At 41.9% G+C, this 15,727-nt stretch carries 12 protein-coding genes; 5 read left to right on the top strand and 7 right to left on the bottom strand.

Going from position 1 to position 15,727, the window contains the following annotated elements; translation table 11 throughout:
• The first annotated feature begins 178 nt into the window (after nt 1-178).
• The 4 genes from L2730_RS18610 (at nt 179) to L2730_RS18595 (ending at nt 5,520) form a co-directional block, all read left to right on the top strand.
• Complete coding sequence (locus L2730_RS18610) at nt 179-2,209, top strand: WecB/TagA/CpsF family glycosyltransferase (protein ID WP_248975961.1); 2,031 nt, start codon at nt 179-181, stop codon at nt 2,207-2,209.
• A 9-nt stretch (nt 2,210-2,218) separates the two neighbouring features.
• Nucleotides 2,219-3,709 carry a sugar phosphate nucleotidyltransferase gene (locus L2730_RS18605; RefSeq protein WP_248975960.1) on the top strand — a complete coding sequence of 497 codons (1,491 nt, stop codon included), beginning with the start codon at nt 2,219-2,221 and terminating at the stop codon, nt 3,707-3,709.
• 93 nt (nt 3,710-3,802) lie between these two features.
• Nucleotides 3,803-4,267, top strand: coding sequence for an adenylyltransferase/cytidyltransferase family protein (locus tag L2730_RS18600; protein WP_248975959.1), 465 nt, complete (start codon nt 3,803-3,805; stop codon nt 4,265-4,267).
• Nucleotides 4,267-5,520, top strand: a complete 1,254-nt coding sequence (locus tag L2730_RS18595) for a CDP-glycerol glycerophosphotransferase family protein (protein WP_248975958.1) — start codon at nt 4,267-4,269, stop codon at nt 5,518-5,520. Before L2730_RS18600 ends, L2730_RS18595 begins: the two co-directional genes overlap by 1 nt.
• A gap of 27 nt (nt 5,521-5,547) precedes the next feature.
• Here L2730_RS18595 and rfbC read toward each other — a convergent pair whose 3' ends face one another.
• Entirely contained in the window at nt 5,548-6,096 is a 549-nt protein-coding gene (gene rfbC / locus L2730_RS18590; protein ID WP_248975957.1) for a dTDP-4-dehydrorhamnose 3,5-epimerase, read from the bottom strand.
• Nucleotides 6,097-6,265: 169 nt separating this feature from the next.
• Between rfbC and L2730_RS18585 the strand changes: the two genes are divergently transcribed.
• Nucleotides 6,266-7,759 carry an MBL fold metallo-hydrolase RNA specificity domain-containing protein gene (locus L2730_RS18585; protein ID WP_248975956.1) on the top strand — a complete coding sequence of 498 codons (1,494 nt, stop codon included), beginning with the start codon at nt 6,266-6,268 and terminating at the stop codon, nt 7,757-7,759.
• A gap of 152 nt (nt 7,760-7,911) precedes the next feature.
• On the opposite strand, the gene rfbB is transcribed toward L2730_RS18585, so the two are convergent.
• The 6 genes from rfbB to L2730_RS18555 all read right to left on the bottom strand — a co-directional run bounded on the left by rfbB (nt 7,912) and on the right by L2730_RS18555 (nt 15,716).
• Entirely contained in the window at nt 7,912-8,976 is a 1,065-nt protein-coding gene (gene rfbB / locus L2730_RS18580) for a dTDP-glucose 4,6-dehydratase (RefSeq protein WP_248975955.1), read from the bottom strand.
• A gap of 260 nt (nt 8,977-9,236) precedes the next feature.
• Nucleotides 9,237-11,186, bottom strand: a complete 1,950-nt coding sequence (locus tag L2730_RS18575) for a nucleoside-diphosphate sugar epimerase/dehydratase (RefSeq protein ID WP_248975954.1) — start codon at nt 11,184-11,186, stop codon at nt 9,237-9,239.
• Between the two features lie 819 nt (nt 11,187-12,005).
• The gene (locus tag L2730_RS18570) at nt 12,006-12,554 is read right to left on the bottom strand and encodes a sugar transferase (protein ID WP_248975953.1); all 549 of its coding nucleotides are present in this window, start codon (nt 12,552-12,554) and stop codon (nt 12,006-12,008) included.
• Between the two features lie 9 nt (nt 12,555-12,563).
• Entirely contained in the window at nt 12,564-13,508 is a 945-nt protein-coding gene (locus L2730_RS18565; protein ID WP_248975952.1) for a UDP-glucose 4-epimerase family protein, read from the bottom strand.
• Nucleotides 13,505-14,245, bottom strand: coding sequence for a glycosyltransferase family 2 protein (locus L2730_RS18560; protein ID WP_248975951.1), 741 nt, complete (start codon nt 14,243-14,245; stop codon nt 13,505-13,507). Before L2730_RS18560 ends, L2730_RS18565 begins: the two co-directional genes overlap by 4 nt.
• A gap of 46 nt (nt 14,246-14,291) precedes the next feature.
• Complete coding sequence (locus L2730_RS18555) at nt 14,292-15,716, bottom strand: mannose-1-phosphate guanylyltransferase/mannose-6-phosphate isomerase (RefSeq protein ID WP_248975950.1); 1,425 nt, start codon at nt 15,714-15,716, stop codon at nt 14,292-14,294.
• Between the last annotated feature and the right edge of the window lie 11 nt (nt 15,717-15,727).

Below are 15,727 nucleotides of genomic sequence, written 5' to 3'. Positions count from 1 at the left end.
GTTTAAACCATCCAACAAAACCAACCTAAACCACTGTTAATAAAATGAATATAACCTTTGGCCTATAACCTGCAATGCTATAACTAACGTTAGCACTATCTACAAGCGGAACCGTTGCTAACCACCTTAAGCAATAGAAAGAAGTCACAACATCACGCAATAAACAATGAGGCCGACTATGACAAAACCACAAACGCGCCCCACCAGCACAACAGCTTTAGCAATGCGTATTGTTGATCTATTGGCTGCTAGCGTAATGATTACAATCACCTGCCCACTGCTAGCTTATGGTTTGCTTAGAAGCGCAATAGTAAACATTAACGCTTTTGAGTCGGTGTTTATTTATGGAGCCAACAACAAAATTGTTAGCCTTTATCAGTTCAGCTACTCAGGGACATTTAAGACCTTACCCATGCTCATTAATTTGCTTAAAGGTGATATTAGCCTTTTAGGTAAAAAGATGGAGTTTGCCTTTGATGTAACAGATGCAAATAGCCAGCTATTTAGAAAAAGTGAAAACGTACAAGTTGGTCAGGATTCAGAAATCGTATCGATTAAACCAGGCCTTAGCTCTATTGAGCAGATAAATAGCGCCACGGGGCTGAGTTTTGAAGCATCACAACGCTCACTATTAAAGGCACATAGCAGCTTATTCAATTACCTTTCGGCCTTAGTTAGAGGCCTATTTGTCACTATTCTTACCCGCAGTTTCATGCCAAAAATTAAGCATAGCAATGCAGCAATATCGGTATTTGGGATCACCTTAGATAACTGGACCATGAGCGATCTATTAAACGATATCAAACGAGCCTGCCAAATAGATAATAGCGCCAAATTGCAGCAATACAGCTTTGTTAATGCCGACTGCCTAAATATCAGTTGCAGCAGTGAAGCTTACCGCTGCAGCTTAAAGCAGAGCGCAAGAATTTTTGCCGATGGGATTGGTGTCCGGCTTGCGTGCCTTTCAAAAGGCCATCCACTTAAAGACAACCTAAACGGCACAGATATGTTCCCTAGACTGTGTGAACTAGCAGCAGAGCAGCAGCTATCAATATTCCTATTGGGTGGCGAAGAGGGTGTGGCCGCGGCTACGGCGCAAAATATGCAGCAGCGTTATCCAAATCTGAAGATAGCTGGCATCCACAATGGCTACTTTGATATGAGCAGTGATAGCGAAGAAAATAACCAGGTACTAGCCCAGATTAATCAATCAGATGCAGCCATCCTGCTGGTTGCGATGGGCGCACCACTGCAAGAGCAGTGGCTTGAAGATAACAAGCCGCAATTGAATTGCAGTGTTGGTATTGGCGTCGGTGGCTTGTTTGATTTTTACTCCAATCGGATAAAGCGTGCCCCTTTATGGTTGAGACAAATGGGCATGGAGTGGACCTATCGCCTCTCGCAGGAGCCTAGCCGCATGTGGCAGCGTTACATTGTCGGTAATCCAATATTTATATTTAGAGTGTGGCGTGAAAACCGTCAGCTTAAAAAAGTAAAAACTACGCAGCCGCAGACTGCGAAAGCTAAAACCAATGTTGGCTATACACCTCGCTTTAATGCCAAACAGGCCAATACTCGCCGCGCTATACACAACCTACGTAGACAGCTAAATCGTACTTGTAAACGCCTTATTGATGTGACGGTATCAGCAATACTACTCACCGCTTTACTGCCATTTTTTATCGTCATCTCACTGCTCATTCGTATTGAGTCCAAAGGAGCAGTGCTGTTCTGTCAGACCCGTGCTGGGCGCAATAACCAGCCGTTTACCATGTGGAAATTCCGCTCAATGTACCAAGACGCCGAGCAAAGACTGGCGGCAGTACAACACGATAATGAGATGCAAGGTGGCGTGCTGTTCAAAATGAAGCATGATCCAAGAATCACGCTCATTGGCAAGTTTATCCGTAAAGCCTCAATCGATGAACTGCCGCAGCTTTGGAATGTACTAAAGGGCGATATGTCGCTTGTCGGCCCTCGCCCACCTTTAGTCAGTGAAGTTAAACAATATAGCCAACATGACAGAAACAGACTCATGGTCAAACCGGGGATCACCTGTATTTGGCAAGTCACTGGTCGCTCAAATATTCCATTTGAGCAGCAAGTCGAGCTTGATATCGATTATATCTACCAACAATCAGTTACAGCAGATCTTTGGCTACTGATAAAAACCATCCCTGCAGTGCTGTTCGCCCGCGGCGCATATTAGGAGCCCACTATGCAAGCAATTATATTCGCCAACCGTAACGGCAATGAACTGGCTCCTTTAGATTCACATTACTGCCCTGCACTGCTACCAGTGGGTAATAAGCCAGTGATTGAGTTTACTCTTGAAGATTTAGCCGCAGCACAAATTGACAAGGTTAGGATTGTTATCTCTTCACAATCTGCGCAAATAGAAAAGCTCGTTGGTAATGGTGAAAAATGGGGCTTAGAGGTTGAGTATTTTCTAAGTAGAGAGCAAGAAGCTGTATCAACTATCTTGCCTCGCCTTTCACTCAATGCTGATGAGGCAATACTGCTCGCCCGAGCAGACATGCTAAGAAGTCCCTGCATTAAGTCATTTGTGGAGTTCAGCAAACAAATGGCCAATAACCATGTTATCGCCAAACTAGCCAACCAGAACGCGGGCTTAATGATGCTACCTGGCGCCAAGTTATTTACTAAAGACTTAAACTGGCCAATCACCAGCAATGAGACGTCAAGCGATGATCTGCAAACTATTACTCAAGTCCTGCACGGTGACTGCTACATGCTCGATTCTTTGCAGAACTATATGGATGCCAACCAAGCATTAGCCTCAAAAAAAATCATAGGAATGACTCCCAAAGGGCGCTATTTCAGTAGTGGCGCCAAAGAGCAAGGTTTCTATATTGGCGCAAAAACAAAATCAGCAGCGCTTACCATGCATAACGCCTGGGGCGTGATCGGCCAAAACACTTGGATAGACGACAGTGTCGATATGCAACAAAGCATTGTCGTAGGCAAAAACTGCCTAATTGAAAAAGCCTGTAGCCTAAAAAACTGTCTGATCTTGGATAATAGCTATGTCGGCCAAGGCCTAAACGTAACCAACGCCATAATCAGTAAAGATCTGCTGATAAAGCCTGAAAGCTGCGGTCATTTAGCACTTGTTGATGCCAGTATTATCTCTGAAAACCGCCAAGTGGTTAATGCTAAGCAAAAGGCAAAACGAGTGACAACTATCGACAGGCTACAAGCCTTAACCTTGTTTAGTATTGGTTTACTGCTAGCACCTCTGCTGTTGGTCATCTCTTTTCTGTCTCATCCTAAACAGCCGGTAGTTAAAGAGACCATTTTCATCAAAGGCGCAAAGAGAACCAGCCACCGCTGGAATATAAGCTCATTGTTCATCGCCCGCCTGCCGCAGCTTTACTGGGTTATTAGCGGAAAACTAGCGCTATTTGGTGCCAGTCCTTTCGAGCAAAAGATAACAACACCCAATCTACTTGAACACGTCGAAATACCATCATTGCCAGGCCTTTATGGCCCACTGCAATTAGTTATTGATGTACAAGCACCGACTGAAGAACGACAGCTTATCGAAGCCGAATACCTTTGTATGAATCAACGAAATAAATACTGGTTATTAGTGGCTAAATCCATGAGTGGCAAAACGTCTCAACCCGCAAGAGATGGCACGCATTCAGCTCAGTTAAAAACGCCTAAAAGTGCAATTAACCAATAACTAACTAAACAGACGCTCCCGATAACCCAGATGAGTTTTATTACTGGCTGACACTGTTACCAATTTAATACTTTGAAAATAAGAGAGAACATTATGAAAACAATCATTACTTACGGCACGTTCGATCTATTTCACTATGGTCACGTTCGTCTATTTAAGCGCCTTAAAGCCCTAGGCGACAAACTAATTGTGGCTGTATCAACCGATGAGTTTAATGCGCTGAAGGGCAAAGCCGCTTTTTTTAGCTACTTGCAACGCGCCGAAATTGTAGAGGCATGCAAATACGTAGACATGGTGGTACCGGAAACTCACTGGCAGCAAAAAGCCAAAGATATCTGCAAGTACGATATCAGTATTTTTGGTATGGGAGATGACTGGAAGGGGGAATTTGATGAATTATCAATACTGTGCGATGTTGTCTACTTAGGCAGAACGGGTGAAATATCATCTACTGAGATTAAAAATAGTCTTGCGGACAATGGCGCCCCAAAAAACCAGCTCACTAATGGTACTGATGACGATAGATTGGATAATATTGACAACAAGGCCAGTAAATAATGCAACGCTCTTTAAGCAATAATGCACTGCTTTGGCTGAAAGCCTGCACTCGAAAGCTGGTATATCAACTTTCGCGGCTACTGCCGCGTAACCCGAATAAAGCGGTGTTTGGTAGCTACAAAGAGTTATTTTCAGATAACAGTAAGTACCTTTATAAATATTGGCAACAGCAGCATTTTATTCGATGTATCTGGATCTCTGGCAATCAAGAAATCATCAATCAGCTAAATGAAAATAAGCAAGAAGCTTACTATCGCTGGTCTCTACTTGGGGTTTATCATGCGCTCACTGCCAAGTACTACTTCTATAACAGTTATATAGGCGACATTAATCAATGGCTTGCTGGCGGCGCCACCAAAATAAACCTTTGGCATGGTTCGCCAATGAAAAAAATTGAGTTTGATATCGACAATGGCCCCATGGCTGAAGTGTTCAATCCCCATGGCCCTTTAGCTCAATTGAAGCAATCGATGCTTGCCCACCAGCAACACGTAAAGCCTGACTTAATGCTAAGCCCAAGCCCTTTAGTCGATTCGCTCTTTAGCAGTGCATTCAGGCTTCAAGCATCACAGCTAGTGCGCTGCGGCAACCCAAGAACGGACTACTATCGCACCGAAACAAATCAACAACGGTCATCGCAACAAACACAAACTCACTCAACAGAGTTAGCAGCGCTTCGCCAACAAATCCAAAGCCAGCAGTATCAACAAGTCATCTTGTATGCGCCTTCATGGAGAGACAGTTACCAAGGTGATAACCCATATCGCAATGCATTTGACTGGGCTGCGTTATCTGAGCACTTACAACGACATAATCAACTGTTTCTACTGCGGCTGCACCCAAATGAAGCCGCGCTTGCAAAGCAGTTTAGCCATTCCCCTAACATCATCAATATTTCAGCGATGGAGGATGTCTATGGATTACTTGATAGCGTCGATCTGCTCATCACTGACTATTCATCGCTGTTTATCGATGTATTGCCACTAAATATACCTGTTAGCTTTTACCTATTCGACAAAGCCCATTATCAACAAAACTGCCGCAACATGTATGACTACGCCAGCTCAATCCCTGATATAGGCCCTGAAAGCCTTACGTTTGCAGCGTTACTAACAAAGCTCCAGCCAGCATCAATTAATGAGCTAGCAAGTCAGTCCCAAAGCAACTATTTAACAGTAAGTAAAATGTATTGGGGAGAATCAGCCAAAAGCTCATTTAATGTGCTTGAGGATTGGATCAAAAGTCATCACTAACTTAACTCGCCACTCTAGCAGCCAACTCTAGCGACTAAGCTTAGAATCTCGGCTATCTTTATCCGATAGTATTGGCATAACACTTTTTGCTAACGGCCAATCAATCCCTATGTTAGCGTCATCCCAAGCCACATGCCTTTCATCTTCTGGTGCATAGTAATCGGTACATTTATAGATAATGTCAGCATACTCACTTAAGGTTAAAAAGCCGTGCGCAAATCCTGGGGGAATATACATCTGCAAACGATTCTCGGCGGATAAAACCTGCCCAACCCAATGGCCAAAGGTAGCCGAACCTTGGCGAAGATCGACCGCTACATCAAAAATCTCACCAGTAACCACTCGGATCAATTTGCCTTGAGGTTTAGTTTGTTGAAAGTGTAGCCCGCGTAGCACATGTTTAGCAGAGCGACTCAAGTTCTCCTGCACAAAAACTGGCGCTTTAGTGCCTATGCTCGCGAACAAAGCATCAAATTCAGATTGACGGTAAGTCTCCATAAAGAAGCCACGTTCATCTGCAAAACATTTAGGTTCGAATAACAATACATCAGCAATAGCTGTAGCAATCAGGTTCATAATATCTCAACGTAACAAAAGTAAAGCAAAGTTAGCCACAACGTAAAACCATTGCCCTAACAGCAGCGGTAGCATCATTAAAATAACTCCCGTTGCCCGGCTATGCATCCTATTATATTTACATTACTCTAGTTAAATCCACGGAAGGATTGAGATACGGAGATAAAACATGCAAATAATCCATCACGGCGCAGTCAACGGCGTCACAGGCTCATGCCACAAGCTTGATATCAATGCTCATTCAAGCGTTCTTATTGATTGTGGATTATTTCAGGGCGCAGAAACGGCAGGCAAAACAGCGATCGACCAACTGCCGATAGAGTTTGATATCAGCTATATTCAAGCACTGATAGTAACTCACTGCCATATTGACCATGTAGGCAGAATACCCTATCTGCTTGCCGCCGGTTTTAATAAACCTATCTATGCAACGGTGGCAACAGCGGCGCTATTACCGATGGTAATTGAAGACGCGTTAAAAATTGGTGTCACCCAAAACCACCGCATGATAAAGCTTTATCTTAAAAAGCTTACACAGCTCATTAGGCCTATTGAATACAACCAATGGTTTGCCTTAGAACTCGGCTCAGTATCTACTAACGACAGCTCAGTTGATGCAAATAGTTCTGCAAATGCCATTCACCAAACAGCCAGTACCTTAATAGACAAGCGCTATACCCAAGCAAAAGCCAAGTTTAGAGCCGCTGGACATATTTTAGGCTCAGCCTATGTTGAGATAGAGCTATTTAATGACGCTACGACGCTAAAAAAAGCAAAGCACAGAGCTAACCATAGAGTGGTTTTTTCTGGGGATTTAGGTGCAACTCACACGCCACTACTCGCAAGTCCTAAGAGCCCTTATAGAGCAGACACACTGGTGATAGAGTCAACATACGGCGATAAAAATCATCAAGGACGAAAACAGCGCAGCGAGAGCTTGAGAAAGGTAATAGAAAAGTCTGTAGCAGATAATGGTGTAGTATTGATCCCGGCCTTTAGTATTGGCCGCACCCAAGAGCTACTCTATGAGCTCGAACAAGTTATCCATCGGTATCAGAATAGGAGTGAGATATGGCGACAAATCGAAGTCATCGTCGACTCGCCAATGGCTGCAAAATTTACCGAGCGCTATTTAGAGTTTAAGACATTGTGGGACAAAGAAGCCAAGCAGAGATTAAGCCAGCACAGACACCCTTTAGACTTCGAGCAACTTTACACTGTAGGCAGTCATCAAGAGCATTTAGCCACTATAAAATACCTAAGTAAGCGCAATAAACCTGCAATCGTCATCGCCGCCAGCGGCATGTGCACTGGCGGAAGAATTCAAAACTACTTAGCCAAGCTACTAAGCAATCCTACCACCGACATCATATTCGTCGGTTATCAAGCACAAGGCTCTACCGGACGAGAGATCCAGACCTACGGCCCCAAAGGCGGTTACTGCGCTATAGATGGTAAGAGAGTAAACATTAAAGCAGGCGTGCATACAGTGAGTGGTTACTCCGCCCACGCAGACCAACGTAACCTAGTTAACTTCGTCAAAGGTATGCGAGTTAAGCCAACGCTTATACGTATAGTGCACGGTGATACAGAGGCAAAGTCGGCACTGGCGAAGGAATATAAAAAGCTATTACCAGCAGCAATCGTTGAGATAGGGAAATAATAGAAGCGTAGAAAATTTACAAAACACAGGCTACGCAGGCCAACATTTTCCCTTTTTAGGTTGCCCCTGTAGGTTGGGCTTTAGCCTATCAAATACCATAATTGACCGCCGCCGCTGTCGACATAAATACCGACCTACAAAAGAATCGAACTCTAATCAGCACCTAACTGCCCAGCCTTAAACTGCCCAACATACCACTCAACTGTTTTACGTAACCCTGTTTCGAATGACTCTTGCGGCTTCCAACCCAACGTTTTTTCAATTTTGCTAGCATCAATAGCATAACGCTTATCGTGGCCTGGACGATCAGTGACAAACTCAATTAAGCTTGCAAAACCTACCTCGGCACTAAACTTACCCATTTTAGAATAAGGGTTATCTGGCGCGAGCTCTTCAAGAATATTACAAATGCTTCGAACTACTTCTATATTCTTTCTTTCAGCATTACCACCTATATTATAAGTCTCACCTAATTGCCCTTCACTCATCACCGAATAAAGTGCCTGCACATGATCTTCAACGTATAACCAATCTCTGACTTGTAATCCATTTCCATAAATTGGAATCGGCTTACCAGCTAAAGCATTCATGATTGTGAGAGGAATAAGCTTTTCCAGGTGTTGATACAAGCCATAATTATTTGAGCAGTTTGAAAGCACAACGGGTAAACCATAAGTCCGATACCAAGCACGTACTAAATGGTCGGCAGCGGCTTTGCTCGCAGAATATGGCGAACTAGGCGCATAGCTTGATTGTTCGGTGAATTTACCTTTATCAGATAAGTCACCATACACTTCGTCTGTAGATACATGATGGAAGCGAAATGCTTGCCGTTTCTCACCTTGCAAGGCTGAGTAATAATCACGACAAGCTTCCAACAGCGTAAACGTGCCAACAATGTTAGTCTGTATAAACTTATCCGCACCGTTAATGGAGCGATCAACATGACTTTCAGCAGCTAAGTGCATAATCACATCAGGCTGAAATTTTTCCAACACGCGCTTAAGTAACTGCTGGTCACAAATATCACCTTCAAAAAACTGATAGCGCACGCTATGTTCAATGCTTGCTAACGCACAAGGAGAGCTTGCATAGGTCAGCTTATCGATATTGATAACACTATCTTGTGTATGTTCAATAAGAAAACGTACTAGCGCAGAACCTATAAAGCCAGTGCCCCCGGTAACCAGTACGACCCTATTTTGCTTGTTATTCATTACAACAGTGACCTTTAATTTACGACTAACAGCACTATATCTGTAGCGACTTGTTGACTGATAACCGTCTCGCTTTTAAATATCTTTACCGTGAGCGCAGCGTTCTGTCAGAGAGCCTGCGAACGTTCCGTTAACCGCTTACCAGCCTTTTCCTGCTTCTACGGTCTTAGCCTGGCCGGCTTTTAATCGGCTTTCCACACTTGGTTTAAACAAAAAAGGCCAATTCAAAGAATTGGCCTTTAAATCAATCTGTTCGAGAGTTAAGAAACTAACGGAACCACTTTCCCGCTATCGGTTACAGAATCAACCTCAGCTTCACACACTCGTTGCTGCCATACCAAATCACAAATACCATCTGTTGGAGCAAAGCCTGTCGGCGTTGTAAGTAAAATATCGCGAATGACTTCGTGTTGGAATTCATGACAGGCTTTATCAAGTCTATCCAAAATTTTCGAATAATCGCTCCAATCTAAGAATGATTCATTTGCCGTCATTATACGTTCATGCTCTGTCCCAGTAACATCATCACCAATGAGCAACTCTTCATACAGTTTCTCGCCTGGACGTAATCCACTAAATTCAATAGCGATATCACCATCTGGGTTCATTTCGTTTCTAACTTCAAAGCCACTCAAACGGATCATCTTTGCAGCTAGATCAACAATTTTAACTGATTTACCCATATCTAATACAAAAACATCGCCGCCTTTACCCATTGCTCCAGCCTGAATAACGAGTTGTGATGCTTCAGGAATGGTCATGAAAAAGCGAGTGATTTCAGGGTGAGTCACTGTCACTGGACCACCATTGGCAATTTGAGTTCTAAATAATGGCACCACTGAACCGGAAGATCCTAAAACATTACCAAAACGCACCATACAAAAGCGAGTTTGATTATTCTCTTTAGCGAAAGCCTGTAACACTAACTCCGCCATTCGTTTTGTTGTGCCCATTACATTGGTTGGCCTTACTGCTTTATCCGTTGAAATCAATACAAAGGTTTCGACCTTAGCAGCGATTGCCGCCCTGGCAGTGTACAACGTACCAAAGACATTGTTTCGAACGCCCTCTACAACATTGTGCTCAACCAGCGGCACATGTTTATACGCAGCAGCATGGTAAACGGTTTGAACGCCAAAAGACTCCATCACAGCCTGAATTCGATTTTCACGCTGAACCGAGCCCATAAGCGGGAAAATCGGCACATCTATATTTAGCTCAAGCGCAATCGACTTTAATTCACGTTCAATTGCATATAAGGCAAATTCAGACAGTTCAAAAAGCACTAACTTAGCGGGCGATTGCTTGAGGATTTGACGACATAATTCAGAGCCAATAGAACCACCGGCTCCGGTCACCATAACCACTTTATTGGTTATGTTAGCGGCAAGGAGATCATTACGAGGAGAAACAGAATCGCGTCCAAGCAGATCGTCAATCTCGACCTCTTTTATATCACTATAAAGCTTATTACCATTCACCAAATCAGCCATAGCGGGAATAGTTAACACCTGTACAGCCAACGATTCGAGAGTTAATAATATTGCCTGACGCTTAGTTCTACTCGCACTAGGAATTGCTAACAGTACTTTAGTTGCTGACTTTTGCTTAATAAGCTTACGAATAATAGAAGGTGAATGAACATGCACTCCCTGAATAACAGTACCGTGCAAACTTTCATCATCATCTACAAACGCAAAAGGGTGATACTCGTGGCTTTGTACTAAAGAACTTAACAACTGTCGTCCACTAACGCCTGCACCATAAATAATCACAGGCTCACCGACACGCTTAATGCCGGTACCAACCAAAGAGCGAACCATTGCCCGCGAACCACCGATAAACACGAGAGCAAAAGCAGCGTAAATAAGCGGAAAAGTTCTAGGTATATTAGCTTCGGTATAAAACGCAACTAACACGAGCATAATGGTCGATATCACGACTCCAGATGCGATAGCAACCAGCGCTTGTAACCCCATATATCGTAACACCGCACGATAGAGGCCAAATTTTGCAAATACAAATAAGCTAACAGGTAGGACACACATTAAAACTAACCAATAACCACTATCTGTCAGAACAGCGACATCATCTACACGAACTAAAAGCGCAGTCCAAAATGCAAACACTAAAAATAAAGAATCAACCAACAAACTCACAATACGCTTCTGAGCACGAGGTAAAGTAAAAATACTTTGCAAAAATTCCATTTTCCGCCCCAAGTTTATAAATTTCATAATATAAGAGATCTTAATAAAGATTACGCTGCTATTTATCATAGCTAATGACAAGGATTTTATCATACACAACGCTATTGAGGTACAAATTTAAAATGCACGTAAAGTGTTAATACCTTATAACTTTTGGTTAAATGATACACAATTACACATATCAAAGAGCGACTCACAAAAAATGGCTTATTAATTATTCACTAAAGTTATTGCGGTTCAAAGAGTGTTTAGAAAAGTGATGTCATCATCTCTTAGAAAGAGCAGCGCTGAGAACTAAAGATACATGATTCAGGGTATGAAACATTTAAACGGGGAAAAGAGGCAAGCCAATCGGATTCAAGCTTTGTGTTTACCAGCCCATTAGATACACCTTTAGAGACTCACTATGTGAGCAGGAAACTTTGGTATCCAACACTTAAAAAAGACAGGGTGGAAACTCCGCCTCCCTTATGAAACACGCCATACCGCGGCTGTATTACATATAGAAAACATAAAAGCCTCTTTTATACCTCGAGAGAATAATCAAATGCTAGGACACAGTGGTACTCGGCTGCAGTTTGATGTGTATGCGCCTTATGTAGCTAATGCTTCTAGAACCGATGGTAAGGCTTTTGATTCGTTGATGAAAGATGGAAGGCTGTCTTAGGTGGAGGTGATAATTTATCGAGCGGATTAATCAGATACATTTTAGAATTTTGAAACAAAAAAGATGCTACTCATTTTAGGTTGTGAGTAACATCTTTTCTTAAGTTATTTATATCTTGGTTTGCAAGTAGAAGATAATCTAAAAAATACGACTTATTTTACTGCATCACCGGAACCACTACCTGTGACAGTCATCATGATGTATTTAAAGTAGCCTTTAACTGTTAGGCTATCAATCATCTGCTTGTCAGTTTTAGCTAACAAAGCAGGTGTGGACATATCAATATTTTGAACCTGAGCTAAACCTGTAACACCCGGTAAAACATCGTATACACATAAAGTGTCACGTTCTTTAATCAGCTCTTCTTGATTAAATAAATTTGGTCGAGGACCAACTAAACTCATTTCACCTTTAACAACGTTTATTAATTGTGGTAACTCATCAATCTTAGTCTTTCGCAGAAAACTACCTAGTTTGGTAATTGAAGCGTTGCTAGCCAAATGGCTAGCCACTGATTTTGTTTCAACAGACATAGTGCGAAACTTAATCAATTTAAATGGCTTTTTATGTCGGCCTACACGGGTTTGCACAAAAATCGGAGAGCCTGTATCAAACATGCCAATAATAGTAACAATAAGTAAAACAGGCCAAAGCAATAACAAGCCAAAAAGGGCTGCGAAAAAATCGATAAGACGAATCATGTATATACTCTATTTATTTTTATTGAGAAGAAAAGCTTCTGCAGTTTCTATAAAACCTTGTTCAAGCTTTTGTGGAGGAACCCATCCTAACGTATCTTTGGTATGTGATATATCGACTTGTAAAGACCCTATAAGCCTATTTACTACATCAGACTTACCAGTTAACTTGCCAACTAAGCGATAGCACCATAAAGGTACAGGCAGTAATCTACTTGGTTTTCCAAGTGCTGCTGACATGTGCTTAACCATTGAAGCAGTGGATACATCATGATCATCAGAAACCAAAAAAACCTGATTAGCCGCTTTTGGATGGTCAATACAAGTTAGAATCAAATCGACAAGGTTTTTTACTGAAACTAAACTGCGTTTGTTATCAGTAATACACCCAAATGGTAAAGGCAAACCTTTGGAAGTTAATTTTAATAACAAAGCGAAATTAGCCTTAACCCCAGGTCCGTAAACCAATGTTGGTCGTATAATAACGACTTCCAGTCCCGTTCTTTTAGCTAGTTCCAGTAACTGCTCTTCTGCTTCTGATTTAGACTGCCCGTAGAAGTCTTCTGGATTTCTTGCATCATTTGAGCAGAAAGCTTGACCTACGGCAGTTGATTCGCCATTCACTTTTATGGAACTAATAAATATAAAACGCTTTACACCGGCTTCAAATGCTTGGCGAGCAAGATTCATTGTTCCAGCAGTATTCACTTCGCGATAGCTGCTTAATGGATCTTCAGAAACATCATTCATCACATGAACACGTGCTGCACAATGAACCACTGTTTTTATATCTTTTAGAGCATCTATATAAGACGTCCGACTATCTATACATGCTTCACAAAAATCATACTTTAGATTATTAATATTATTTCGACCAACTAAGCGTACTTCTAATTGAGGGTTTTCCTTCAAGAAGTATGAGCCTAAAAATCCATTATAGCCCGTGACTAATATCATTTAAATATATACCCCAGTATTTTAGAAGGGTACTTCGATAAAACAGAAAACCAAGATGCAGGTATAGAGTTAACTCGGCATGCTTTCAAAATTTCTTTATTCAAATTTATATTTGAAGACAAACCTGAAGTACTAACCCCTCCGAGCCTCATCTTAACAAACTCTTTATTTATGTATTTAAAACGACTAGCTGGTAAATTAAACATTCGAATTAACATTTCAAAGTCAGCAGCTATTTTATAGTTCGAGTCATAGTCACCTACGTTTTCGTAACAAGCTCTTCGTGCATAGAAAGAGGGATGGGCGGGCATAAATCCACGAGAAAACATTTCTTTTTTAAAACTAGAAGACGAGTAATGGCGCTTTTTCACAGAAAGATTAGTATCATAAAATCCAACATCTGCATACACGCCATCATAATCAGTTATCAGTTCAGAAATACATTGAATGACATTATTATCAAATAGAACATCATCAGAGTTTAAGATTCCTATCACATCTCCTGTCGCTAACTTTATTCCTTTATTCATAGCATCATATAAGCCCTTATCGGGCTCACTTACATGAACAGCCACAGAATCAGAGTAACGACTGATTATCGTATTGGTACTATCTGTAGAGTTACCATCGATAACTATATGTTCAATATTATGATAGGTTTGTTGAGCAATAGACTTTAGTGTATCTTCGATCGTCTTTTCTGAATTAAAGCATACAGTCACAATACTAATTTTCACGACTTAACCACCATGTAGTTCAACAAAAATGTTACGTTTCCAACCATCAATTTGAACGACCATATTTATCTTCAAACCTAACGATGTCGTCTTCGCCTAAATAACCGCCAGTTTGAACTTCAATAATTTCTAGATCGATTTTTCCTGGATTTTCCATACAATGAGTGGCAGTTATTGGGATATAAGCTGCTTCATTTTCTGAATATAATCTACCTTCCCCATTAATGGTAATTAGTGCAGTACCTTTAACGACGATCCAATGTTCCGCACGGTGGTGATGCATCTGTATCGATACTCTTTCCCCCGGCTTTACAGTGATGCGTTTAACTTGGAAGCGATCACCAGTATCTATAGAGTCATACTTGCCCCAAGGACGGTATACTTCACGAGCGAGTTTATGCTCAGTTCGGCCATCAGCCTTAATTTGGTTAACAATTTGCTTAACATCTTGAACACTATCTTTATGTGCAACAAGTAAAGCATCTTTGGTATCGACAACAACCAAGTCATCCACACCAAGTAGTGAGACTAGTTTATATCCTGAGTGAATATGGTTGTTATTAGCTTGCTTAGCCATCACATCACCATGGATCACGTTACCACTCGCGTCTTTGTCTGACACTTCCCACAATGATGACCAAGAGCCGACATCACTCCAACCTGCATCTAGCGGAATAACTGAAATACCGCCAGGTTCATTATTTGATAATGGCTCCATCACCGCATAGTCAACTGATTGATCAGGGCAAGCGGCAAACGCTTCCTTGTTAAGCCGAATAAAGTCAAAGTCCAGTGCTGGATTAGCAATTGATGCTTGGCAAGCTGATAGCATATCAGGCTTGTACTTACCCAATAACTCTAGGTAACGGGTGGCTTTGACCATGAACATGCCGCTGTTCCAGTAGTAATCACCACTAGTGACAAAAGCTTGAGCTGTTGCCGAATCAGGTTTTTCAACGAACTGTTCAACTGCGAAACCGTGTGATTGTTTACTGCCTGCATGTATATATCCATACCCCGTTTCAGGTGCAGTTGGGACGATACCAAATGTTGCTACACCACCACTTTGCGAGACTTGTTTTGCTTCTGCGATCGCCTGGGTAAATGCTGCTGTATTTTGAATAACATGGTCAGCGGCCAATATCAGTAAATTAGCATTTTCATCTATTGCTTGTGCTTGAATAGCTGCAAGGGCGATCGCTGGGGCAGTATTTCGACCAAATGGTTCTAAAATAATACCACTGTTGTCTATACCTAACGCACGGATTTGTTCTGCTGCAATAAAACGATGTTCTTCATTACAAATTAATATTGGCGCTGCGGTTTCTACATCAGCTAAACGCAACAATGTGCTTTGGAGCATAGTCTCAGTATCGCTTACTAGCGATAAAAACTGTTTTGGGTACATACTGCGTGATAATGGCCACATACGTGTGCCATTACCGCCAGCCATAATAACTGGAACAATCATTTTAAAACCTC

This window comes from Shewanella kaireitica, assembly GCF_023284045.1.
GTDB lineage: Bacteria > Pseudomonadota > Gammaproteobacteria > Enterobacterales > Shewanellaceae > Shewanella > Shewanella kaireitica.
The sequence above is the reverse complement of the archived record's forward strand: the minus strand, read 5'-3'. Positions and strand labels throughout refer to the sequence as shown.

Coding starts and splice junctions, on each gene's coding strand:
- L2730_RS18600 (WP_248975959.1), top strand. CDS start 3,803: ATGAAAACAATCATTACTTACGGCACGTTCGATCTATTTCACTATGGT.
- L2730_RS18595 (WP_248975958.1), top strand. CDS start 4,267: ATGCAACGCTCTTTAAGCAATAATGCACTGCTTTGGCTGAAAGCCTGC.
- L2730_RS18610 (WP_248975961.1), top strand. CDS start 179: ATGACAAAACCACAAACGCGCCCCACCAGCACAACAGCTTTAGCAATG.
- L2730_RS18605 (WP_248975960.1), top strand. CDS start 2,219: ATGCAAGCAATTATATTCGCCAACCGTAACGGCAATGAACTGGCTCCT.
- rfbB (WP_248975955.1), bottom strand. CDS start 8,976: ATGAATAACAAGCAAAATAGGGTCGTACTGGTTACCGGGGGCACTGGC.
- L2730_RS18565 (WP_248975952.1), bottom strand. CDS start 13,508: ATGATATTAGTCACGGGCTATAATGGATTTTTAGGCTCATACTTCTTG.
- L2730_RS18575 (WP_248975954.1), bottom strand. CDS start 11,186: ATGGAATTTTTGCAAAGTATTTTTACTTTACCTCGTGCTCAGAAGCGT.
- L2730_RS18585 (WP_248975956.1), top strand. CDS start 6,266: ATGCAAATAATCCATCACGGCGCAGTCAACGGCGTCACAGGCTCATGC.
- L2730_RS18570 (WP_248975953.1), bottom strand. CDS start 12,554: ATGATTCGTCTTATCGATTTTTTCGCAGCCCTTTTTGGCTTGTTATTG.
- rfbC (WP_248975957.1), bottom strand. CDS start 6,096: ATGAACCTGATTGCTACAGCTATTGCTGATGTATTGTTATTCGAACCT.
- L2730_RS18555 (WP_248975950.1), bottom strand. CDS start 15,716: ATGATTGTTCCAGTTATTATGGCTGGCGGTAATGGCACACGTATGTGG.